This is a genomic window from Amycolatopsis sp. NPDC043885 (assembly GCF_056435685.1).
Genome location: NZ_JBWKEA010000010.1, coordinates 177,762 through 195,786 on the forward strand (window position 1 = coordinate 177,762; position 18,025 = coordinate 195,786).

Here is an 18,025-nt window from a genome sequence, read left to right on the forward strand (position 1 = left end):
ACGGGTTCTATCCCGGCGACACCGCCGATCCCGGTTGCCGTCGACGATCTTGCCGACCCAGGATGACCACCACTTGAGCTCGCAGTCCCCGCCGTCCTGACCTGGGTCGACGGGAGCGAGGGGTGAGGCGGAGGCGGCATGGCGGAACGTCGTGGGCGGAATCGGTGGCGCCGGGGCATAGCGGTGCTCACGGTGGCCGTCGTGGCCTTGCTGATGGGCGCCCCGCTGCCCGCGAACGCCCAGACCCAGCCACGCGGAGCGGGCACCGAACGGCCGATCGGGCCGGAGCCGGTGTACTCCGGGCTGGCGCACGGCGGTATCACGATGGCCGCCAACTCCGTCGTGCAGTGCGGCGTCGGCGTGGTCTGCAACGAGTCCGCGAGCAACGCGAGCGCGGTGTCGTGGATCAAGACCGACCCGGCCGCTCCCGGCAACACCGCCTCCGCGGCGAGCCTGAACGTCCCGGCCGGCGCGAAGGTGCTCAACGCCCGGCTGTACTGGCAGTTCAATCCGGTCGCCAGCAGCGGGACCTCCGGCGACGGGGCCCGGGGCAACCAGGTCTCCGTGAAGACCCCGGGCTCCAGCACCTACCAGCGGATCACCGCCGAAACCTACGACTGGTTCCCCGCGACCACGACGGGCGGCTCCCCGACCCTGTACGCCTACGGCGGCGCCGCCGACGTCACGAACCTCGTGACGGCCGCCGGGACCGGGCAGTACACGGTCGCTGACATCCAGGCCTGCCAGGGCCAGTCGGTCAGCCGGACGAATCTCGGCTGCTGGGGTGGCTGGTCGCTGGTGGTGGCCTACGAACTGCCCAGCGAGCCGTTGCGGTATCTACAGGTCTGGGACGGTATGCAGGTGGTCGCGGGTGGGAGCACCCCGAGCTCGGCCACCATCGCGCTGAGCGGTATCAAGGCGCCGACCTCGCGTCAGCCCAATGTCGAACTCGGCATCGTCGCGGGTGACGGGGACGCGCCCATCACCGGCGACTACCTCCAGGTCGGCCCGGACGCGTCCAGCCTGCAGACCATCGCGATGCCCGCGCCGGGCGGCGTGGCGACCAACAACGCCTTCAGTAGCCGCATCGACCGGGTCACGGCCACCGGTTCGGGTACGAACGTCACTTCACGCGAGCCCAACCCGGTGAACAACGTCGGCTACGACGCCCGCAGCATCGACATCACCGGCAAGGTCCCCGCGGGGACCACCGCGCTCCAGGTGAAGATCGGCACCGTCGGCGACGCGCTGTACCCGCAGACGATCTGGCTCGTCACCGACGCGCTCGAACCCGACCTCCAGATCACCAAGGCCAACGACCCGGTCGGCAACACCGACGACGATCCGCCGGGTTACGTCACCAAGGGCAGCGAGGTCACGTACACCTTCGACGTCGCCAACCGGCACGCCGACGGCAGTGTCACCGATCTCGACACCGCGACGAACGTGGTGCTCACCGACACCCTGCCCGACGGCGTCACGTTCGTGACCGGGTCGAATCCGGACTGTTCGGCGTCCGGGCAGCTGGTCACCTGCACCCTGCCGAACCTGAGGCCGGGGCAGTCGCAGAAGGTCGCCTTCAAGGTCAAGGTCGGTGCCTCGGTGCCGGACGGCACCAAACTCGACAACACCGGCAAGCTGACCTTCCGCGGCGAAGACACCGGACGGCCGCAGGAGCGTACGTCGAACACGGTGCGGAACACGGTCGCCTCACCGGGATACCAGCTGACGAAGACGGTCGACCTCGCCGAAGCGATCCCGGGCGACACCCTGACCTATCAGGTGGCCGTGCGGAACACCGGGGTGATCCCCGTGCCCGCGTTCACGGTGCGCGACACCTTGCCGCCGGGGACGACCTACGTGTCCTCCACGCCGTCGAAGGGCACCGCGTCCGGTACCGGGCCGATCGAGTGGGCCGTGAACGGCCTCGCCGTCGGAGAGACGGCCACGTTGACCGTGCGTGTGAAGGTCGAAGAGGCCGCCATCGGCAAGGAGCTGGTGAACCGCGCGACCGTTCCGATCGGGCCGCCGCCGGTCGTCCCGCCGGACAACCGCTGCCCGGACGATCCCGCGGCCGCGTGCGCGAAGACCAAGGTGCCGCCGCCGTCGTACACGGTGACGAAGACCGCGGACAAGGAATCCGCGAACCCCGGCGACGTCGTGCGCTACAAGGTCACCGTCGCCAACACCGGAAAGGTGACCGCGGCGGATCTCAAGGTCGTGGATGATCTGACCGGGGTGCTGGACGACGCGGTCTACCAGGACGACGCCACCGCGTCGCCAGGTTCGGTGTCCTATGCGGAGCCGAGGCTGACCTGGACCGGTACTCTCGCGGCGGGGCAGAGTGCCGAGTTCACCTACACGGTGAAGGTCAAGAGCCCGAACACCGGCGACAATCGGCTGACGAACGTGGTGACGTCGGAGACTCCTGGTGGAAATTGCCCGTCGGGTTCGACCGATCCGAAGTGTGGGACCACGACGCCGGTGTCCGGGCTGTTGATCGAGAAGTCGGTGGACAAGCAGTCGGCGAATCCGGGCGATGTCGTGAAGTACACGGTCACGGTGCGGAATACGGGCCAGACGAAGCTGAGCGGTGCGACGTTCACCGACGATCTCACGCAGGTGCTGGATGACGCGGATTACCAGGGCGATGGTGCGGCGACGATCGGTGGTGTGTCGTATGCGGCGCCGAAGTTGACATGGACCGGTGACTTGGAAGTCGGTGCGACGTCGACGGTCACGTACACGGTGAAGGTCAAGAGCCCGAACACGGGCGACAATGTGCTCAGGAACGCGGTGTCGTCGGAGACGCCAGGTGGTAACTGTCCGCCGGGTTCGACGGATCCGAAGTGTGGGACCACGACGCCGGTGTCGGGTCTGTTGATTGAGAAGTCGGTGGACAAGCAGTCGGCGAATCCGGGCGATGTGGTGAAGTACACGGTGACCGTGCGGAACACGGGGCAGACGAAGATCTCCGGTGCGACGTTCACCGATGACCTCACGCAGGTGCTCGATGACGCGGACTATCAGAACGATGGTGCGGCGACGGTCGGTGGTGTCACCTATGCGGCGCCGAAGCTGACGTGGACCGGTGACCTGGAAGTCGGTGCCACGTCTGTGGTGACGTATACGGTGAAGGTCAAGAACCCGAACCCCGGCGACAAGAAACTGTCCAATGTGGTCACGTCGGAGACTCCAGGCGGAAATTGCCCGCCGGGTTCGACGGATCCGAAGTGTGGGACCACGACGCCGGTTTCCGGGCTGTTGATCGAGAAGTCGGTGGACAAGCAGTCGGCGAATCCCGGTGACGTCGTGAAGTACACGGTGACGGTCAAGAACACTGGGCAGACGAAGCTGGCCGGCGCGACCTTCACCGATGACCTCACGCAGGTGCTGGACGACGCGGTCTACCAGAACGATGGCGCGGCGACGATCGGTGGTGTCACCTATGCGGCGCCGAACCTGACGTGGACCGGCGATCTCGAAGTCGGTGCCACGTCTGTGGTGACGTATACGGTGAAGGTCAAGAATCCCAACCCCGGCGACAATGTGCTCAGGAACGCGGTGTCGTCGGAAACTCCAGGCGGGAACTGTCCGCCGGGTTCGACCGACCCGAAGTGCGGGACCACGACTCCAGTGTCGGGTCTGCTGATCGAGAAGACCGTGGACAAGCAGTCGGTGAATCCGGGCGATGTCGTGAAGTACACGGTGACGGTCAAGAACACTGGGCAGACGAAGCTGAGCGGTGCGACCTTCACCGATGACCTCACGCAGGTTCTCGACGACGCGGACTACCAGAACGACGGTGCCGCGACGATCGGTGGTGTCACCTATGCGGCGCCGAACCTGACGTGGACCGGCGATCTCGAAATCGGCGCCACGTCTGTGGTGACGTACACGGTGAAGGTCAAGAATCCCGTCCCGGGCGACAAGAAACTCATCAACACGGTCACGTCGGAGACACCGGGCGGGAACTGTCCGCCGGGTTCGACCGACCCGAAGTGCGGTACCACGACTCCGGTGTCAGGGCTGCTGATCGAGAAGACGGTCGACAAGCAGTCGGCGAATCCCGGTGACGTCGTGAAGTACACGGTCACGGTCACCAACACCGGTCAGACGAAGCTGACCGGCGCGACGTTCACCGATGACCTCACGCAGGTTCTCGACGACGCGGACTACCAGAACGACGGTGCCGTGACGATCGGTGGACTGTCGTACGCGGCACCGAAGCTGACCTGGACCGGTGACCTCGGCGTCGGCGAGACGGCCACGGTCACGTACACGGTCAAGGTCAAGAACCCGAACACTGGCGACAACCGGCTCAAGAACGTGGTGACGTCGGAGACGCCGGGCGGGAACTGCCCGCCGGGCTCCACGGATCCGGACTGCGGCACGGAAACCCCCGTTTCGGGCGTGGAGATCAAGAAAACGGTCGACAAGCAGTCGGCGAACCCCGGCGACGTCGTGAAGTACACGGTCACGGTCACCAACACCGGTCAGACGAAGCTGACCGGCGCGACGTTCACCGACGACCTGACCCAGGTGCTCGACGACGCCGTTTACCGGAACGATGGAGCGGCGACGGTCGGTGGTGTGTCGTATGCGGCGCCGAAGTTGACGTGGATCGGCGACCTGGAGATCGGGCAGACCTCGACCGTCACCTACACGGTCCAGGTGAAGAATCCGGGCGACGGCGACAAGAAGCTCGTCAACGCCGTCACGTCCGAGACCCCGGGCGGGAACTGCCCGCCGGGCTCGACCGATCCGGATTGTGGCACGACCACCCCGATCTCCGGACTGCTCATCAAGAAGACCGCCGACAAGAAGTCGGTCGACCCCGGCGACACGGTGAAGTACACGATCACCGTCACCAACACCGGGCAGACCAAGCAGGACGCGGCCACCTTCACCGACGACATGACCGAAGTCCTGGACGACGCCGACTACCAGAACGACGGTGCGGCGACCATCGGCGGCGTCACGTACGCGGCGCCGAAGCTGACGTGGACCGGCTCGCTGGAGATCGGGCAGACCTCGACCGTCACCTACACGGTCAAGATCAAGAACCCGAACCCCGGCGACAAGAAACTGTCCAATGTGGTCACTTCGGACACGCCGGGTAACAACTGCCCGCCGGATTCGACCGACCCGAACTGTGTCGCGGACGTGCCGTCCCGCGAACTGACGGTCAAGAAGACGTCGGACAAGCAGACCGCGAATCCGGGTGACGTCGTCACGTACACCGTCGTCGTCACCAACACCGGCAAGGTCGACCTGGTCGGCGAGGACGCCGCACGGGTCACGGACGACCTGTCCGAGGTGCTCGACGACGCCGACTACGCCGACGACGCCGCGGCGGCCCCGGTCGCCGGGACGTTCGCCTTCACCGCGCCGAACCTGGTGTGGGCAGGCGATCTCCCGGTGGGTGCTTCGACGACGCTGAAGTATTCGGTGAAGGTGAAGAACCCCGTGACCGGCGACCATGAACTGCGGAACACCGTCAGCACCAACACCCCGGGCACCTGCCCACCGCAGTCCGACGACCCGGCGTGCTCGACCGTCACCCCGGTGCCCGGCATCTCGCTGGAGAAGAAGGCGGACAAGGCCACGGCGAACCCGGGCGACGTCGTGAAGTACACGGTGACCGTGCGCAACACCGGCAAGACGAAGCTGACCGGTGCGACGTTCACCGACGACCTCACCGAGGTCCTCGACGACGCGGTGTTCCAGAAGGACGGTGCGGCGACGATCGGTTCGGTGACCTACGAGGAACCGAAGCTGACCTGGACCGGCGATCTGGAGATCGGGCAGACGGCGACGGTCACGTACAGCGTCAAGGTGACCAAGACCGACGGCGACGGCAAGCTGACCAACGTCATCACCACCGACACTCCGGGTGGCAACTGCCCGCCGGGCAGCAAGGATCCGAAGTGCGGCACGACGACACCGCTGTCCAGCCTGAAGATCAAGAAGACCGTCGACAAGGCGGAGGCGAAACCGGGCGAGGTCGTGACCTACACCGTCACGGTGGAGAACACCGGGCAGGCCACAGTGGACGACGCGACGTTCACCGACGATCTGACCCAGGTGCTGGACGACGCCACGTTCGACGGCACGGCGAAGGCCAGTACGGGAGCGGTCACCTATTCCGCGCCGAAGCTCACGTGGAAGGGCGAGCTCAAGCCGGGGGAGAAGGCCACCGTCACCTACGCCGTCACCGTGCGGAAGCCGGCGACCGGTGACCACCGCCTCCGCAACGTCGTCACATCGGACACCCCGGGCGGCAACTGCCCGCCGGGTTCGGCGAACCCCGACTGCGGCACCGACACCCGGGTGCCGCCGACGCCGCAGCCGCCGGACAAACCGAACCCTCAGCCGCCGACGACCCCGCGTCCGCCCGGGCTGGCCGTGACCGGCTCACCGGTGAAGACGATGACGGTGCTGGCGCTGGGCATGCTGGCCATCGGCGCGCTGCTGCTCCTCGCCGGACGGAGGCGCCGGGAGTCCTAGGAACGGGCGATTCGGTCTGGGAGTACAGGCGTGGTGTGCGCAACGGCGTGACTCGCGTGCTCAGGCACGGAACTCGCGTGCCTGGATGCCGCACTCGAGTGTTCCGCCGCTGAGCACGCGAGTTCCGGCTTCGATCACGCGAGTTCCGGCTTCGATCACGACCCGCCCGGACCGAGCCACCGTCCTAAACGGCGCGCGGCACCGCGATCAGCGCTTCCACCTCGACGACCAGTTCCGGCTTCGCCAGTGCCGCGACCACGATCAGCGACTGGGCGGGCCAGTCCGCTTCCGGATACCAGCGGGTGAAGGTCTCCCGCATCGCGGTGCGGAACCCGGCGAGGTGCTCGGTGCCGGAAAGCATGCTGAACACCTTGACCAGATGTTCCGGTCCGGCGCCCGCGGCTTCGAGAAGCCGTTCGAGGTTGGCGAGCAACGCCCGGGTCTGGGACTCGGCGTCGGGCCCGGCGAGTTCGCCGTCGGGCCCGACGCCGATCTGGCCGGACACGACGACGAGTTCGTGATCGGCGGGAACGCGGACGAGATGGCTGTACGGGCCGATCGGCGCCGCCACGGTCTCCGGATTCCAGCGCTGGATCATCGGTCCCCTTCTCGTCAACGGAAGAATTCGTCACCAAAAATAGCGAAGACCGATGATTCCGCGCCGCGGCGGGAGTCTCACCTCCGGACAACGACGACTGGAGGGACTCCGGATGACGGATTCAGGAACGAAGACCGAGATCTGGCCGCTGATCCACGCCGAGCGGGCGGCGCTGGCGAACGACCTGGCGGAGCTCACCGAGGAGCAGTGGAGAACACCGTCGCTGTGCGCGGGGCTGACGGTGCGTGAAGTGCTCGCGCATGTCACTTCGGCCGCGAGCCTCACCCCGCTGCGGTGGATGGCGGGCGTGATCCGCTGCCGGTGGGATTTCGACAAGCAGGTCGCCATGCGGCTGGCCGAGCAGATGGGGGACGACGGCGCCGAGACACTGGAGCGGTTCCGCGGCGTCGTCACCAGCACGACGAAACCGCCCTTGCCGAAGAGGGCCATGCTCGGCGAGACGATCGTGCACGGCGAGGACATCCGGCGTCCGCTCGGCATCCGCCGCGATCACCCGATCGACGTCCTCACCACGCTGGCCGAGTACTACCGGGGTTCGGACCTGGTGGTGATGGCGAAGGGACGCATCGGCGGGCTGCGGCTGGAAGCCACCGATGGTCCCTTCGCCACCGGGACCGGTCCGCTCGTCTCAGGCCCGACCTTGGCGCTGATCATGGCCATGACCGGACGGGCGGCCCACCTCGCCGAACTCGACGGCGGCGGGGTCCCGATCCTGCGGAAGCGTGTCCTTTCTCAGGACTGAGACTCGAGGGGCAGGCCCGCGCCGGCCCAGTCCTCGATGCCCTCCCGGTACTTGCGGACGTCTGTGTAGCCGAGGGCGGTGAGCCGGTCGGCGACCTGGCCGCTGTTCGGGCAGCCGGGGTTCGAGCAGTAGGTGACGATGGCGGCGCCGCGATCGGGCAGCACGGTCGCGGCGTGCGCGTCAACGTCGGCGAGGACCAGGGGAACGGCGCCGGGCAGATGCTGCTTGGCGTAGTACTCGCCACCCAGGGCGTCGACCACCGTCACGGTCTTCGCGTCGATCGCGGCCTTCAATTCGTCACGGGTGATGAGTGCGGTCATGTCGCTACCTCCAGTTAATCGGACTATAGTCCGGATGTGCCTCACGACCATAACGGACCGCAGTCCGCTTCTGCAACCTCGCTGGAACTCCTGCGCACGCCGCCGCCCAAGGAGCGCGCCGACGCCGCCCGCAACCGGGCCGCGATCCTGGACGCGGCGGCGGCCTTGTTCGCCGAGCACGGCGTCGAAGCGGTGTCGATGGATCAGGTGGCGGCGGCCGCCGGGGTGGGCAAGGGCACGCTCTTCCGCCGCTTCGGTGACAAGGCGGGGCTGGCCGTCGCCCTGCTGGACGCGCGGGAACGCCTGCTCCAGGAGGGAATCCTGCACGGCCCGCCCCCGCTGGGACCCGGCGCGCCGCCGGTCGAACGGCTCGTCGCCTTCGCCGAGGCCTACGTCGACTACGTGCTCGAACACCTGCCGCTGGTGCGGATGTCGGAGACCGCCGTGCCGGGGGCGCGCTACCGCATCGGGGCCTACCGGTTCTGGCACCGGCATGTCGCGCTTCTGCTCGACGGCACGCCCGACCCCGAGCACGCCGCGCACGCCCTGCTGGCCCCGCTCGCGGCCGAGCATCTGACCGCGTTGCTGCCGGAGCTGGGGGAGGACCGCGTCCGCGCCGGGATCGCGCGCCTGTGGCGGCAGGCCGGATCCCAGTAGGGTGTCGGCGAGACCTGGGAGTGTGTCGATGACGGTGGAGAGCGGGAGGTACCGGACGGCCAGGCAGGCCGTGCCGGCGCTGCTCGCCGCCGTGCTGACCGCGCTCGGTCTCTTCCTCGCGCTCCACACGGGCGGTTCCGCTTCGGCGGACGAGCCGCGCGGGGCGGACGCGACGGTCGGCTCCTCGGTCTCCAAGGCCGTCGCGCCGGTGCGCGCCGCGGGCAGGCTCGCCGCCGAACCCGCCCTGCTGGGAGTGCACGGTCACGGTGACCTGCCTCTCTTCGGCACCGTCCCGCACGGGCCGGCGTCCACGACGCTGCTCCGCCTGAGCGAACTCCACGAAGACGTCACCCCGCCCTCGCGCGCGGCGAACCGCCTCGCGCTGGGGGATCGAGCTCCTCCTTTCCCGGCAGCCGTCTGAAGCTGACGGGCGCGCGGTCCGCGCGTGCCCGAACCGGGAAACCCTTGAGGAGAGAACTTCGTGCCGCGCGAAACCGCGCGGCGAGGCATGACCGGGCGAGCCGTCGTCTCGCTGGTCGTCCTCGCCGCGACCGTGTACCTGTTGCTGACCACCGCCCCGCGCCTGGGGCTCGATCTGCGTGGTGGCACGCAGATCGTGCTGGAGACCAAGGATTCGCCCACCGTCACCGCCGACGCCCAGACCACCGACCGGACGCTCGAGGTGCTGCGCCGCCGGGTCGACGCACTGGGTGTCGCCGAGCCGATGCTGGCCCGCTCCGGCGACAACCGGATCATCGTCGAACTGCCCGGCGTGCGGGATCCGCGCGAGGCCGTCGAGGTGATCGGCCGCACCGCGCAACTGTCCTTCCATCCCGTGCTCGCCGCCGGCGCCGCCCCTGGCGATTCCAAGGTCCTCAACGACGAGAGCGGGCAGCCGATCACGCTGGGACCCGCCGCGCTGACCGGTGAAGGCGTCGACGAGGCACTCTCGTCGATCGATTCGCAGGGCGGCGGCGGATGGCTCGTTTCGGTCGACTTCAAAGGGGACGCCGGCCGTGCCTGGGAGCGGCTGACCGGCCAGGCCGCCTGCTCGCCACCCGGCGATCCCGCCCGCCGGGTGGCGATCGCGCTCGACGACAAGGTGATCTCGTCGCCGCAGGTGAGCCCGCAGGTCGCCTGCGGGGTCGGGATCGTCGGCGGGAGCACGCAGATCACCGGGCGGTTCTCACCCGCCGAAGCCAAGGATCTGGCGCTGCTGATCAACGCGGGCGCGCTGCCGACACCGGTCGAGATCATCGAGCAGCGGACCGTCGGGCCCACGCTCGGCGCGGCCGCCATCGACGCCAGTGCCCGTGCCGCCGTGATCGGCCTGGCGCTGACCGCGCTGTTCCTCCTCGCGGTGTATCGCCTGGCCGGGCTGATCGCCGTGGGCGCACTCGTGGCGTACGCCGCCGTGTCCTACGCCGCGCTGCTCGCCGTCGGCGCGACACTGACCTTGCCGGGTCTCGCCGGGTTCGTCCTGGCGATCGGCATGGCCGTCGACGCGACCGTGCTCGTCTTCGAAAGGGCGAGAGAAGAACACTCCGTCAAACACGGAGGTTCCCTGCCGCGGTCGGTCAGCCGCGGGTTCAGCGGGGCTTTGTCGGCGATCGTCGATTCGAACGTGACCACCCTGCTCGCCGCGGGACTGCTGTTCTGGCTGGCGTCCGGGCCGGTACGCGGATTCGGGGTGACGCTGTCCATCGGTGTCGTCGTGGCGTTGTTCATCTCGCTCGTGCTCACGCGTTTGCTGCTGCACCTCACGATGCGGGGCGTGGTCGCGCGCAAACCACGGCTGTCCGGCCTCACCCACGAGGGCCGGGTCCGGCGGTGGGTGAACCGCCGCGATCCCGGGTTCCTCGGGAAGCCCCGGCGCTGGCTGATGGTCGCGGGCGCGGTCGTCATCGCCGCGATCGCGGGACTGTTCGTGGCGGGACCGAACCTCGGCGTCGAGTTCACCGGTGGCAGGGTCATCGAATACAGCACCTCGGCGCCCGCCGACGTCGAGCGGGTCCGGGACGCGGTCTCCGACGCCGGATTCCCCCGCGCCGTCGTGCAGACATCCGGGGAGAAGGACATCTCCGTCCGCACCGAGCCGATCGACGAGGATGCCACCGAACGGATCCGGGCCGCCGTCGCCGGGGTCGCGGGCGACGCCACCGAGATCCGCGACGAGCAGATCGGCCCGAGCCTCGGCGCCGAACTGCGCACCAAGGCGGTGATCGCGCTCGGCCTCGCGGTGCTGGCGCAGCTGATCTACCTGGCGGTGCGGTTCGACTGGCGGCTCGGCGTGGCCACGGTGGCCGCGCTCGCGCAGGACGTCCTGATCATCCTCGGGATCTTCGCCTGGCTGGGCAAGTCCATGGACGGTGTCTTCCTCGCCGCGCTGCTGACGGTGATCGGCTATTCGGTCAACGACTCGGTGGTGGTCTTCGACCGGGTGCGGGAGGTACGGGGGCAACGCCGCAAGGAGCCGTTCTCGCGGGTCGTCGGCACGGCGGTTCTGCAGACGCTGCCGCGGACGATCAACACCGGGATCGGGGTGCTGTTCGTCCTCGGGGCGCTGCTGTTCCTCGGGGACGGGTCGCTGGCCGACTTCGCCCTCGCGCTCCTGCTCGGTCTCGTCGCCGGCACAGTGTCCACAGTGGCCACTGCCGGTCCCGTCGCGATCCTGCTCGACAAGCGGTGGCCAGGAGCCGGACGTCCCGTCCGGAAGGCGTCGCCCGCACGACAGCGGGACGACAACGGCGCGGTGGTGTGATCGACGTTCCTTTGTGGACCGCCGCACTCGGTCCGGCCTCTAAGCTCGTTCCCGGTGGCAGGGGAGTCCACCGGGAACGAGGGGCGGGAGATGATCCAGAGCGTGCTCGTCGGCGCGGTCGTCGTGCTGGCTTGGACGATGACGGCGGCCAGGCTGGAACGGTGGCAGATCACCGCGCCGATGGCGATGGTGGCGGCCGGGCTGGCGATCGGGTTCAGCACCCGCAACGATCTCGGCAACGGGCTCAACACCGAGATCGCGCTCAACGCGGCGGAACTGATCCTCGCGCTGCTGCTGTTCGTGGACGCCACCGCGGTCAAGGGCGGCTATCTCGGCCACGACGCCAAGACCGCGGTGCGGCTGCTGCTGATCGCGCTGCCGCTGACGACCCTGATCGTCATGGGTGTCGGCCTGCTGGCGCTGCCGGGCCTCGGCTGGGCGGCGGTCCTGCTGATCGCCTGCATCGTCGCCCCGACGGATTTCGCCCCGGCGACGTCCGTGGTGCACGACGTCCGGGTGCCCGAACGCGTGCGGCATCTGCTGAACGTCGAGAGCGGCTACAACGACGGCGTCGTCGCCCCGGTGTTCATCTTCGCGCTCACCCTCGCGGGGAGCCACCACCAGGCGGACACGCCGGGCGAGGCGCTGCAGACCGCGATCCCGGCGGCGTTGCTGGCCGTGCTGGCGGGCTCCGTCATCGGTGCGGTGGCCGCGGTGGCGATGAACGTGACGGCCAAGCACGGCTGGTCGACCCGGCATTCCGCGCGGGTCGCGGCCGTCGCCCTGCCGCTGCTGACCTACACCGCCGCCGTCGCGATCGGCGGCAACGGCTTCGTCGCCGCGTTCATCTGCGGGATCGCCTACAAGACCGCGCGGCACCCCGGCGAAGACGAAGTCGGGCTCGCCGAGGACGTCAGTTCGCTGTGCGGGCTGCTCATGTGGTTCGTCTTCGGCAGTACCGCGGTGCTGGTGCTGTCCTTCGGCCTCACGTGGGGCATCGTGCTCGTCAGTGTCGTCGCGCTGACCGTCGCGCGGCTGATCCCGGTGCTGCTCACCTTGCTGCGGACGGACTTCCGGTGGCGGGACCGGATGACCATCGGCCTGCTGGCCCCGCGCGGCGCGGCGTCGATCGTGTTCGGCCTGCTCGCCTTCAACTCACTCGACGGGGACGCGGCGGACGTCGCGTTGAGCGTCATGGCGGTGACCGTGCTGCTGAGCGTCGCCGCGCACGGTTTCGGGGCCTCGGCGTTCCTGAACCGCAAGTCGAAGAGGACGTGACCGGCTAGGACGGTCAGGGTCAACGGCGCCTTCACGTACGGCAAAGGTGTCCCGAAAGCCACTTTCGGGACGTCAGATGTCCCGAAAGTGGCTTTCGCGACACGCCTTGTCGGCGTACATGGGCACGTCTTCGACGATCGTCTTGGACGCCCCGTTCACGTCGAAGATGAGCATTCCCGGCTTGGACGCCGTCGGCGGGATGTTCTTGATACCGCTGATCTTCTCGACGGCGAACGTGTGCTTCTTGTAGTTGAGCCCCTTGACCGCGGCCTTGACCGTGATCGTCCGGCCGCTGAAGCTGATGGAACGACGTCTGGCGTGGATGTGCACGAACCCTCCTCAGGGCGCGGCTCAGTTGCCCGCCGTCTCGACGTCGTCCACGGTCAGATCGTGCGGTGCGGCGCTGTTCCACAACGCCTCCGCCTCGCCGAGGAAGGTCCGGTACGCCGCGCCGTCCGCGGGCTGCAGCACGAACTTCGGCTCACCCGCGGCCTGGTAGGTGTAGTACTCGGCGAACAATGCCGAGCCGGTGACGATGACTCCCGTGGCGACGGGGTGCGCGACGAGCCGGACCGTGAGGTCGCCGCCGGTCGAGCGTTTCAGCTCGGCCAGCACCCGCAGCGTGTGGAGGACACGCTCCCGCGCGCTTTCCGGAGACCGCACGGCGTAGTAGCGGGAGGCCGCGGTGCCGATCGCGGGTGAATGCGGGTCGATCAGCACGAACCGGATCTTGGCGCCGGCCCGCAACCGTTCTTCGAGTTTGCCGTAACTGTTGTTCACCAGGGTGTTGCGGGCCATCCCGGTGACCAGGAGTTCGCTCGCGCCTTCGATCGCCTCGGCGAGTGCGGGGCCGAAGTCCTCGCTGAACACCGGACGGCGCGCCCGCGCGACCTGGTCCGTGGGAGACAGCGGCCAGGGCGTGCCGTCCTCCCACAGCCGTTCCGCCCCGTCGGCGAAGTGCCGGTACCAGGGAGCGTCCTTCGGTCCCACTGTGAACACCGGCGCGGCCTCACCGCTCGGCCGGTATTCGTAGTGCTGTACGCAGATCAGTCCCCGTTTGCCGGAGACGTCGAGACAATTGAAACCCGCGGACGGGATCCGCGACGACACCCGGATCTCCAGTCTGCCGCCGGTCCTGCTCTTCAAGGAGGTCAGCTCGTCCAGGGTCGCCAGGATCCGCTGCCGCAGCCGCCCCTGCCCGAGGCTCTGGGAGATGCGGCGATCGGCGATGGCTACGAGCTCTTCGTCGGTCGGATCCAGCACCAGTACCCGGATCCGTCCGCCCGATTCGAGGATCGACCGGATGTCACCGCGCATACCCTGCACGGTCCTGGTCATCGAATGGCCGATCAGCAGGATGTCGAACGCCGCCGCACGCCGGGAGATGAGATCCGCGGGGAACTCCGGTTCGAAGAACGACGCCGGACCGCCTCGGTTGGAGTCGCGGACCTGTTCGGTCAGCCGCCGCGAGCGGATCTGGGAGAAGGCGAGCAGTGCCAGCAGCGCCGTCACCACGGACGAAAGCGTTTTGACGTCCGAGATCCCGGTCGCGCCCAGGACGGTGAACGCCAGTGCGACGGTGCCCAGTACGTACAGATCCAGGTTGTCGTCGGTGATCACGCGCGCCAGCGATCGCCGGATCCGTCCACGCTCCGCCACTGAACCCCCTCGTCGTCGGTTCCGTGGTGACAGTATCGGCCGGAGCCCTGGCGTGTCCTGGATTCCTGACATCGATGGCATCGCCGAACCAAGCGATACGAAGCCATTTGGCTCATTCGTTTGTCTGGTCCAGTCCAGTTATGTCTACTAACGTAGAGGGATGGAGCTGGAACTGCGCCACCTGCGCATCATGTGCGCGATCGCCGAACTCGGGAGTATCACCAAGGCGGCGAACACGCTCGGAATGGCGCAGCCTGCACTGACAGCACAACTGAAGCGCATCGAACGGACCCTCGGCGGAAAGCTGTTCCTGCGCGACCACACGGGCACCCGGCCGACCGCGCTCGGCCTCCTCGTCCTCGACAGGGCGAAGATGGTGCTCCCCGCCGTGTCGTCGCTGCACGACGAGGCGGCGCGGCTCGCCCAGCACGCCGGCACCGGGGAGCCGGTGACCCTGCGGCTCGGCTCGGCGACGGGGCCGATGCTGGGGGCGCTCCTGCAGCGCCTCGGCACCACCCATCCCGACATCCATGTCGCCACGCATACATCGTGGTCGGCCAACAAACTCGCGGACATGACCGCCGAGGGCGCGCTGGACTTCGCCTTCGTCGGCGTCTGCGGTGACGCCGCGCCACCGCCGGAGCCCGGTCTCCGCTGGCGGACGCTCGCGCATCATCCGGTGTTCGTGCTGATGTCGGCGCGGGACGAGCGCGCGCAGCGGCCCGAGGTCGAACTCGGCGCGCTCGCGAACGAACGGTGGTGCGCGACGCCGGGCGACGGATGCTTCGGCGACTGTTTCGCCTCCGCGTGCGCGAGATCGGGGTTCACGCCGCGTTCGTTGTACGAAACCGATGTGCTGACCTGCATCGAGATGGTCGAATCAGGGCACGCGGTGGTGCTGTGCCAGCCGCTGTTCCACGAGATCCCGGGCATCGTCGCGGTCCCGATCGCGGGGAACCCGCTGAGCTGGCGGAATCTCGTCGGCTGGTCGGAGCGGGGGGAGATGGGTCCCTTCGCCGCGGAGATGATCGCCCTGTCCCGCGCGGTGTACGGCGAACTGATCGACCGGCGGCCGACCTACTCGAAGTACCTGGAGTTGAACCCGGGGTACGGCGTGGACTACACGGACGCCGGGATGCGCTGACCTGCGCGGAAGCGGTTGAAAGGTCCAGTCCACTGGGTGGATATGACCTAAATGGTATGTACCATTCGTAGCAGGTGCCTCGTACGGTCTGGACGAGATCTTCTTCCGGAACGCGGTGAGGAAACGCCTGAAATGAACCGAAAGATCGTAGCGGCCGCCGCGGCGGCCCTGACCGGCGCGGGCCTGGTCACGGCCATCGCGCTGACGCCGAGCGCCAGCGCCGGCCAGAACGGGCCTGTGGCCGACCAGGTCCAGTCGGAGATCGTCGCCGCCTTGGCGCGCGACCTGAAGATCAGCCCGGACCAGGCAAGGACCCGCCTCGCCGGCGAGCAGAAGGCGGCTCGCGCCGACAGCGACCTCAAGTCCCGCCTCGGCTCGTCCTACGCCGGATCCTGGCTGGACTCGGCCGGGACCACGCTGACCGTCGCGGTCACCGACGCGGCGCTGGAGGGTGTCGTCCGTGCTGCGGGCGCGACCCCGAAGACGGTCGCGCGGAGTGCCGCGCAGCTCGACGCGGCGAAGCTGTCGTTGGACGCCAAGGGAACCACCGCTCCGAAGACCGTGCCCGGCTGGTACGTCGACGCCACCACGAACTCGATCGTGGTGCTGGCCAACGCCGGTGGCGAGTCGGCCGCGAAATCGTGGGCGACCGCGGCCGGCGTGGGTGCCGACGCGGTGCGGGTCGAGACCAGTACCGAAAGCCCGGTTCCGCTGATCGACGTCATCGGCGGCAACGCGTACACCTTCGGCTCGGGCCGGTGCTCGATCGGTTTCTCGGTCGAAGGCGGCTTCGTGACCGCGGGACACTGCGGAACCACGGGAACGCGGACCTCGAACCCGGGCGGAAGCGTCGCGGGCTCCAGCTTCCCCGGCAACGACTACGGGTGGGTCCGCGTGGACGCGGGCAACACCCCGCGTCCGCTGGTCAACCGCTACCCGGGCACCGTTCCGGTGGCGGGTTCGCAGGAGGCCGCGATCGGCGCGTCGGTCTGCCGTTCCGGTTCCACGACGGGCTGGCACTGCGGCACCATCCAGCAGAAGAACGCGTCGGTGAACTACCCGCAGGGCACCGTTTCCGGCCTCACCCGGACCAACGCCTGCGCCGAGCCGGGCGACTCCGGTGGTTCGTGGCTCGCGGGCGACCAGGCCCAGGGCGTGACCTCGGGTGGCTCCGGCAACTGCAGCTCGGGCGGCACGTTCTACTTCCAGCCGATCTCGGAGATCCTGAGCGTTTACAACCTGCGCCTGGTGACCTCGGGTTCGAACCCGCCCTCCAGCACGACGCCGACCACCACGACGTCGAACAACCCGCCCGGTGGAACCTGGGCGGCGGGCACCACCTACGCCGTCGGCGCGACGGTGACTTACGGCGGTGCCACCTACCGGGCCCTGCAGGGCCACACCGCACAGGCAGGTTGGGAGCCGCCGAACGTCCCAGCGCTTTGGGCGCGCGCCTGACCGCCTAGCCGTCCGGGCCACACGCAGGGGTGCGCCCGGACCGACCGCCCCCGACGTCGTCCGTGCGTCGGGGGCGGTCCCTCTTTGCGCTGAGGTGGTCGTGAGTGGCGATTCGGGTTATTGAGGGGAAAAGCAACTGTGGCGTGTTGCGAAGCTACTTTCGCGCTGTCAGCTGAAGTGATCGACCCAGGTGGTGGTGAAGGCCTCCTTGCCTACCCTGAGGGTAGGGAAGGGGGCCTTCGCTACGTCGTCGACATGGCCTGGGGCGTGTGTCGCGAAAGCCACTTTCGCGGCGTGTGATGTCCCGAAAGTGGCTTTCGCGACACGATCGAAGGCGGCCATGAGCGGACCGCCCACCGCACCCGACACATTTGCCTCACCCCTCAATAGAACTCGAATCGCCACTCACGACCGGGTCAGTGCAGGACTTTCAGACCCACCACACAGGCCACGATCCCCACGATCAGCAGGATCCGGGCCACTGAAACGGTTTCCGCGCCCGACCACATGCCGTACGCGACGGTGAGCGAAGCCCCGATCCCGACCCAGACCGCGTAGGCGGTGCCGACGGGGAGATCCTTCATCGCGTACGCGAGACCCACCATGCTGGCGACCAGCGTCACGCCGAAGATCACCGACGGTACCGGCCGCGACAACCCTTCGGATTTGCCGAGGGCGGTGGCCCACACGGCTTCCAGCACACCCGAAACGATCAGGACAAGCCACGACATGACGCGCTCCCAGAGTGCCGTCTTGTCGCTGGCCGGGTACGGCACCCACTCGTCCGGGGACCTCAATCACGAGGTTCCGCGACCAGGATGGCACACCGCCGCGCGGAGCGCCCGCGGGTTTGACGAGGGTCACCACCCGGACGCGC

Annotated in this window: 13 protein-coding genes and 1 riboswitch; of the genes, 8 read left to right on the top strand and 5 right to left on the bottom strand. The window is 68.5% G+C overall.

Features of this window, described 5'->3' with window-relative positions; genetic code table 11:
• Positions 1-138: 138 nt before the first annotated feature.
• Positions 139-6,510, top strand: a complete 6,372-nt coding sequence (locus tag AC069I_RS27005) for a DUF7927 domain-containing protein (protein WP_478266643.1) — start codon at positions 139-141, stop codon at positions 6,508-6,510.
• Positions 6,511-6,694: 184 nt separating this feature from the next.
• On the opposite strand, the gene AC069I_RS27010 is transcribed toward AC069I_RS27005, so the two are convergent.
• Entirely contained in the window at positions 6,695-7,108 is a 414-nt protein-coding gene (locus tag AC069I_RS27010; protein ID WP_478266644.1) for a RidA family protein, read from the bottom strand.
• Positions 7,109-7,220: 112 nt separating this feature from the next.
• On the opposite strand from AC069I_RS27010, the gene AC069I_RS27015 reads away from it, so the two are divergent.
• A complete protein-coding gene (locus AC069I_RS27015) occupies positions 7,221-7,871 on the top strand; it encodes a maleylpyruvate isomerase family mycothiol-dependent enzyme (protein WP_478266645.1) in 651 nt (216 codons plus the stop codon).
• Here the strand turns inward: AC069I_RS27015 and AC069I_RS27020 are convergent.
• On the bottom strand, positions 7,862-8,191 hold the full coding sequence (locus AC069I_RS27020; protein WP_465536937.1) for a rhodanese-like domain-containing protein: 330 nt from the start codon (positions 8,189-8,191) through the stop codon (positions 7,862-7,864). The two genes, AC069I_RS27015 and AC069I_RS27020, sit on opposite strands and share 10 nt — an antisense overlap.
• Positions 8,192-8,272: 81 nt before the next feature.
• Between AC069I_RS27020 and AC069I_RS27025 the strand changes: the two genes are divergently transcribed.
• The 4 genes from AC069I_RS27025 to AC069I_RS27040 are packed head-to-tail and all read left to right on the top strand — an operon-like array spanning position 8,273 to position 12,887.
• The gene (locus AC069I_RS27025; RefSeq protein WP_478232272.1) at positions 8,273-8,848 is read left to right on the top strand and encodes a TetR/AcrR family transcriptional regulator; all 576 of its coding nucleotides are present in this window, start codon (positions 8,273-8,275) and stop codon (positions 8,846-8,848) included.
• 28 nt (positions 8,849-8,876) lie between these two features.
• Positions 8,877-9,269, top strand: a complete 393-nt coding sequence (locus AC069I_RS27030) for a hypothetical protein (RefSeq protein WP_478224747.1) — start codon at positions 8,877-8,879, stop codon at positions 9,267-9,269.
• 60 nt (positions 9,270-9,329) lie between these two features.
• Positions 9,330-11,609 carry a protein translocase subunit SecD gene (gene secD, locus AC069I_RS27035; RefSeq protein ID WP_478224746.1) on the top strand — a complete coding sequence of 760 codons (2,280 nt, stop codon included), beginning with the start codon at positions 9,330-9,332 and terminating at the stop codon, positions 11,607-11,609.
• A gap of 54 nt (positions 11,610-11,663) precedes the next feature.
• Positions 11,664-12,887: a cation:proton antiporter gene (locus AC069I_RS27040; RefSeq protein WP_478266646.1), complete on the top strand. Its 1,224-nt coding sequence runs from the start codon at positions 11,664-11,666 to the stop codon at positions 12,885-12,887.
• 72 nt (positions 12,888-12,959) lie between these two features.
• Here the strand turns inward: AC069I_RS27040 and AC069I_RS27045 are convergent, their stop codons facing one another.
• On the bottom strand, positions 12,960-13,217 hold the full coding sequence (locus AC069I_RS27045) for a hypothetical protein (RefSeq protein WP_478224744.1): 258 nt from the start codon (positions 13,215-13,217) through the stop codon (positions 12,960-12,962).
• 21 nt (positions 13,218-13,238) lie between these two features.
• A complete protein-coding gene (locus tag AC069I_RS27050) occupies positions 13,239-14,546 on the bottom strand; it encodes a DUF5919 domain-containing protein (RefSeq protein WP_478266647.1) in 1,308 nt (435 codons plus the stop codon).
• A gap of 160 nt (positions 14,547-14,706) precedes the next feature.
• On the opposite strand from AC069I_RS27050, the gene AC069I_RS27055 reads away from it, so the two are divergent.
• Positions 14,707-15,690 (top strand): LysR family transcriptional regulator, encoded by a 984-nt coding sequence (locus AC069I_RS27055; protein ID WP_034316722.1) that lies wholly within the window; start codon positions 14,707-14,709, stop codon positions 15,688-15,690.
• A gap of 132 nt (positions 15,691-15,822) precedes the next feature.
• Entirely contained in the window at positions 15,823-17,148 is a 1,326-nt protein-coding gene (locus AC069I_RS27060) for an alpha-lytic protease prodomain-containing protein (protein WP_478266648.1), read from the top strand.
• A gap of 416 nt (positions 17,149-17,564) precedes the next feature.
• Here the strand turns inward: AC069I_RS27060 and AC069I_RS27065 are convergent, their stop codons facing one another.
• Positions 17,565-17,879, bottom strand: a complete 315-nt coding sequence (locus AC069I_RS27065; RefSeq protein ID WP_063277207.1) for a DMT family transporter — start codon at positions 17,877-17,879, stop codon at positions 17,565-17,567.
• Between the two features lie 11 nt (positions 17,880-17,890).
• A riboswitch (guanidine-III (ykkC-III) riboswitch) is annotated at positions 17,891-17,959 on the bottom strand.
• Positions 17,960-18,025: the final 66 nt, after the last annotated feature.

Bases quoted from the DNA above. Each gene is read 5' to 3' on its own strand.
- AC069I_RS27005 (WP_478266643.1), top strand. From the start codon at position 139: ATGGCGGAACGTCGTGGGCGGAATCGGTGGCGCCGGGGCATAGCGGTG.
- AC069I_RS27010 (WP_478266644.1), bottom strand. From the start codon at position 7,108: ATGATCCAGCGCTGGAATCCGGAGACCGTGGCGGCGCCGATCGGCCCG.
- AC069I_RS27015 (WP_478266645.1), top strand. From the start codon at position 7,221: ATGACGGATTCAGGAACGAAGACCGAGATCTGGCCGCTGATCCACGCC.
- AC069I_RS27020 (WP_465536937.1), bottom strand. From the start codon at position 8,191: ATGACCGCACTCATCACCCGTGACGAATTGAAGGCCGCGATCGACGCG.
- AC069I_RS27030 (WP_478224747.1), top strand. From the start codon at position 8,877: ATGACGGTGGAGAGCGGGAGGTACCGGACGGCCAGGCAGGCCGTGCCG.
- AC069I_RS27055 (WP_034316722.1), top strand. From the start codon at position 14,707: ATGGAGCTGGAACTGCGCCACCTGCGCATCATGTGCGCGATCGCCGAA.
- AC069I_RS27060 (WP_478266648.1), top strand. From the start codon at position 15,823: ATGAACCGAAAGATCGTAGCGGCCGCCGCGGCGGCCCTGACCGGCGCG.
- AC069I_RS27065 (WP_063277207.1), bottom strand. From the start codon at position 17,879: ATGTCGTGGCTTGTCCTGATCGTTTCGGGTGTGCTGGAAGCCGTGTGG.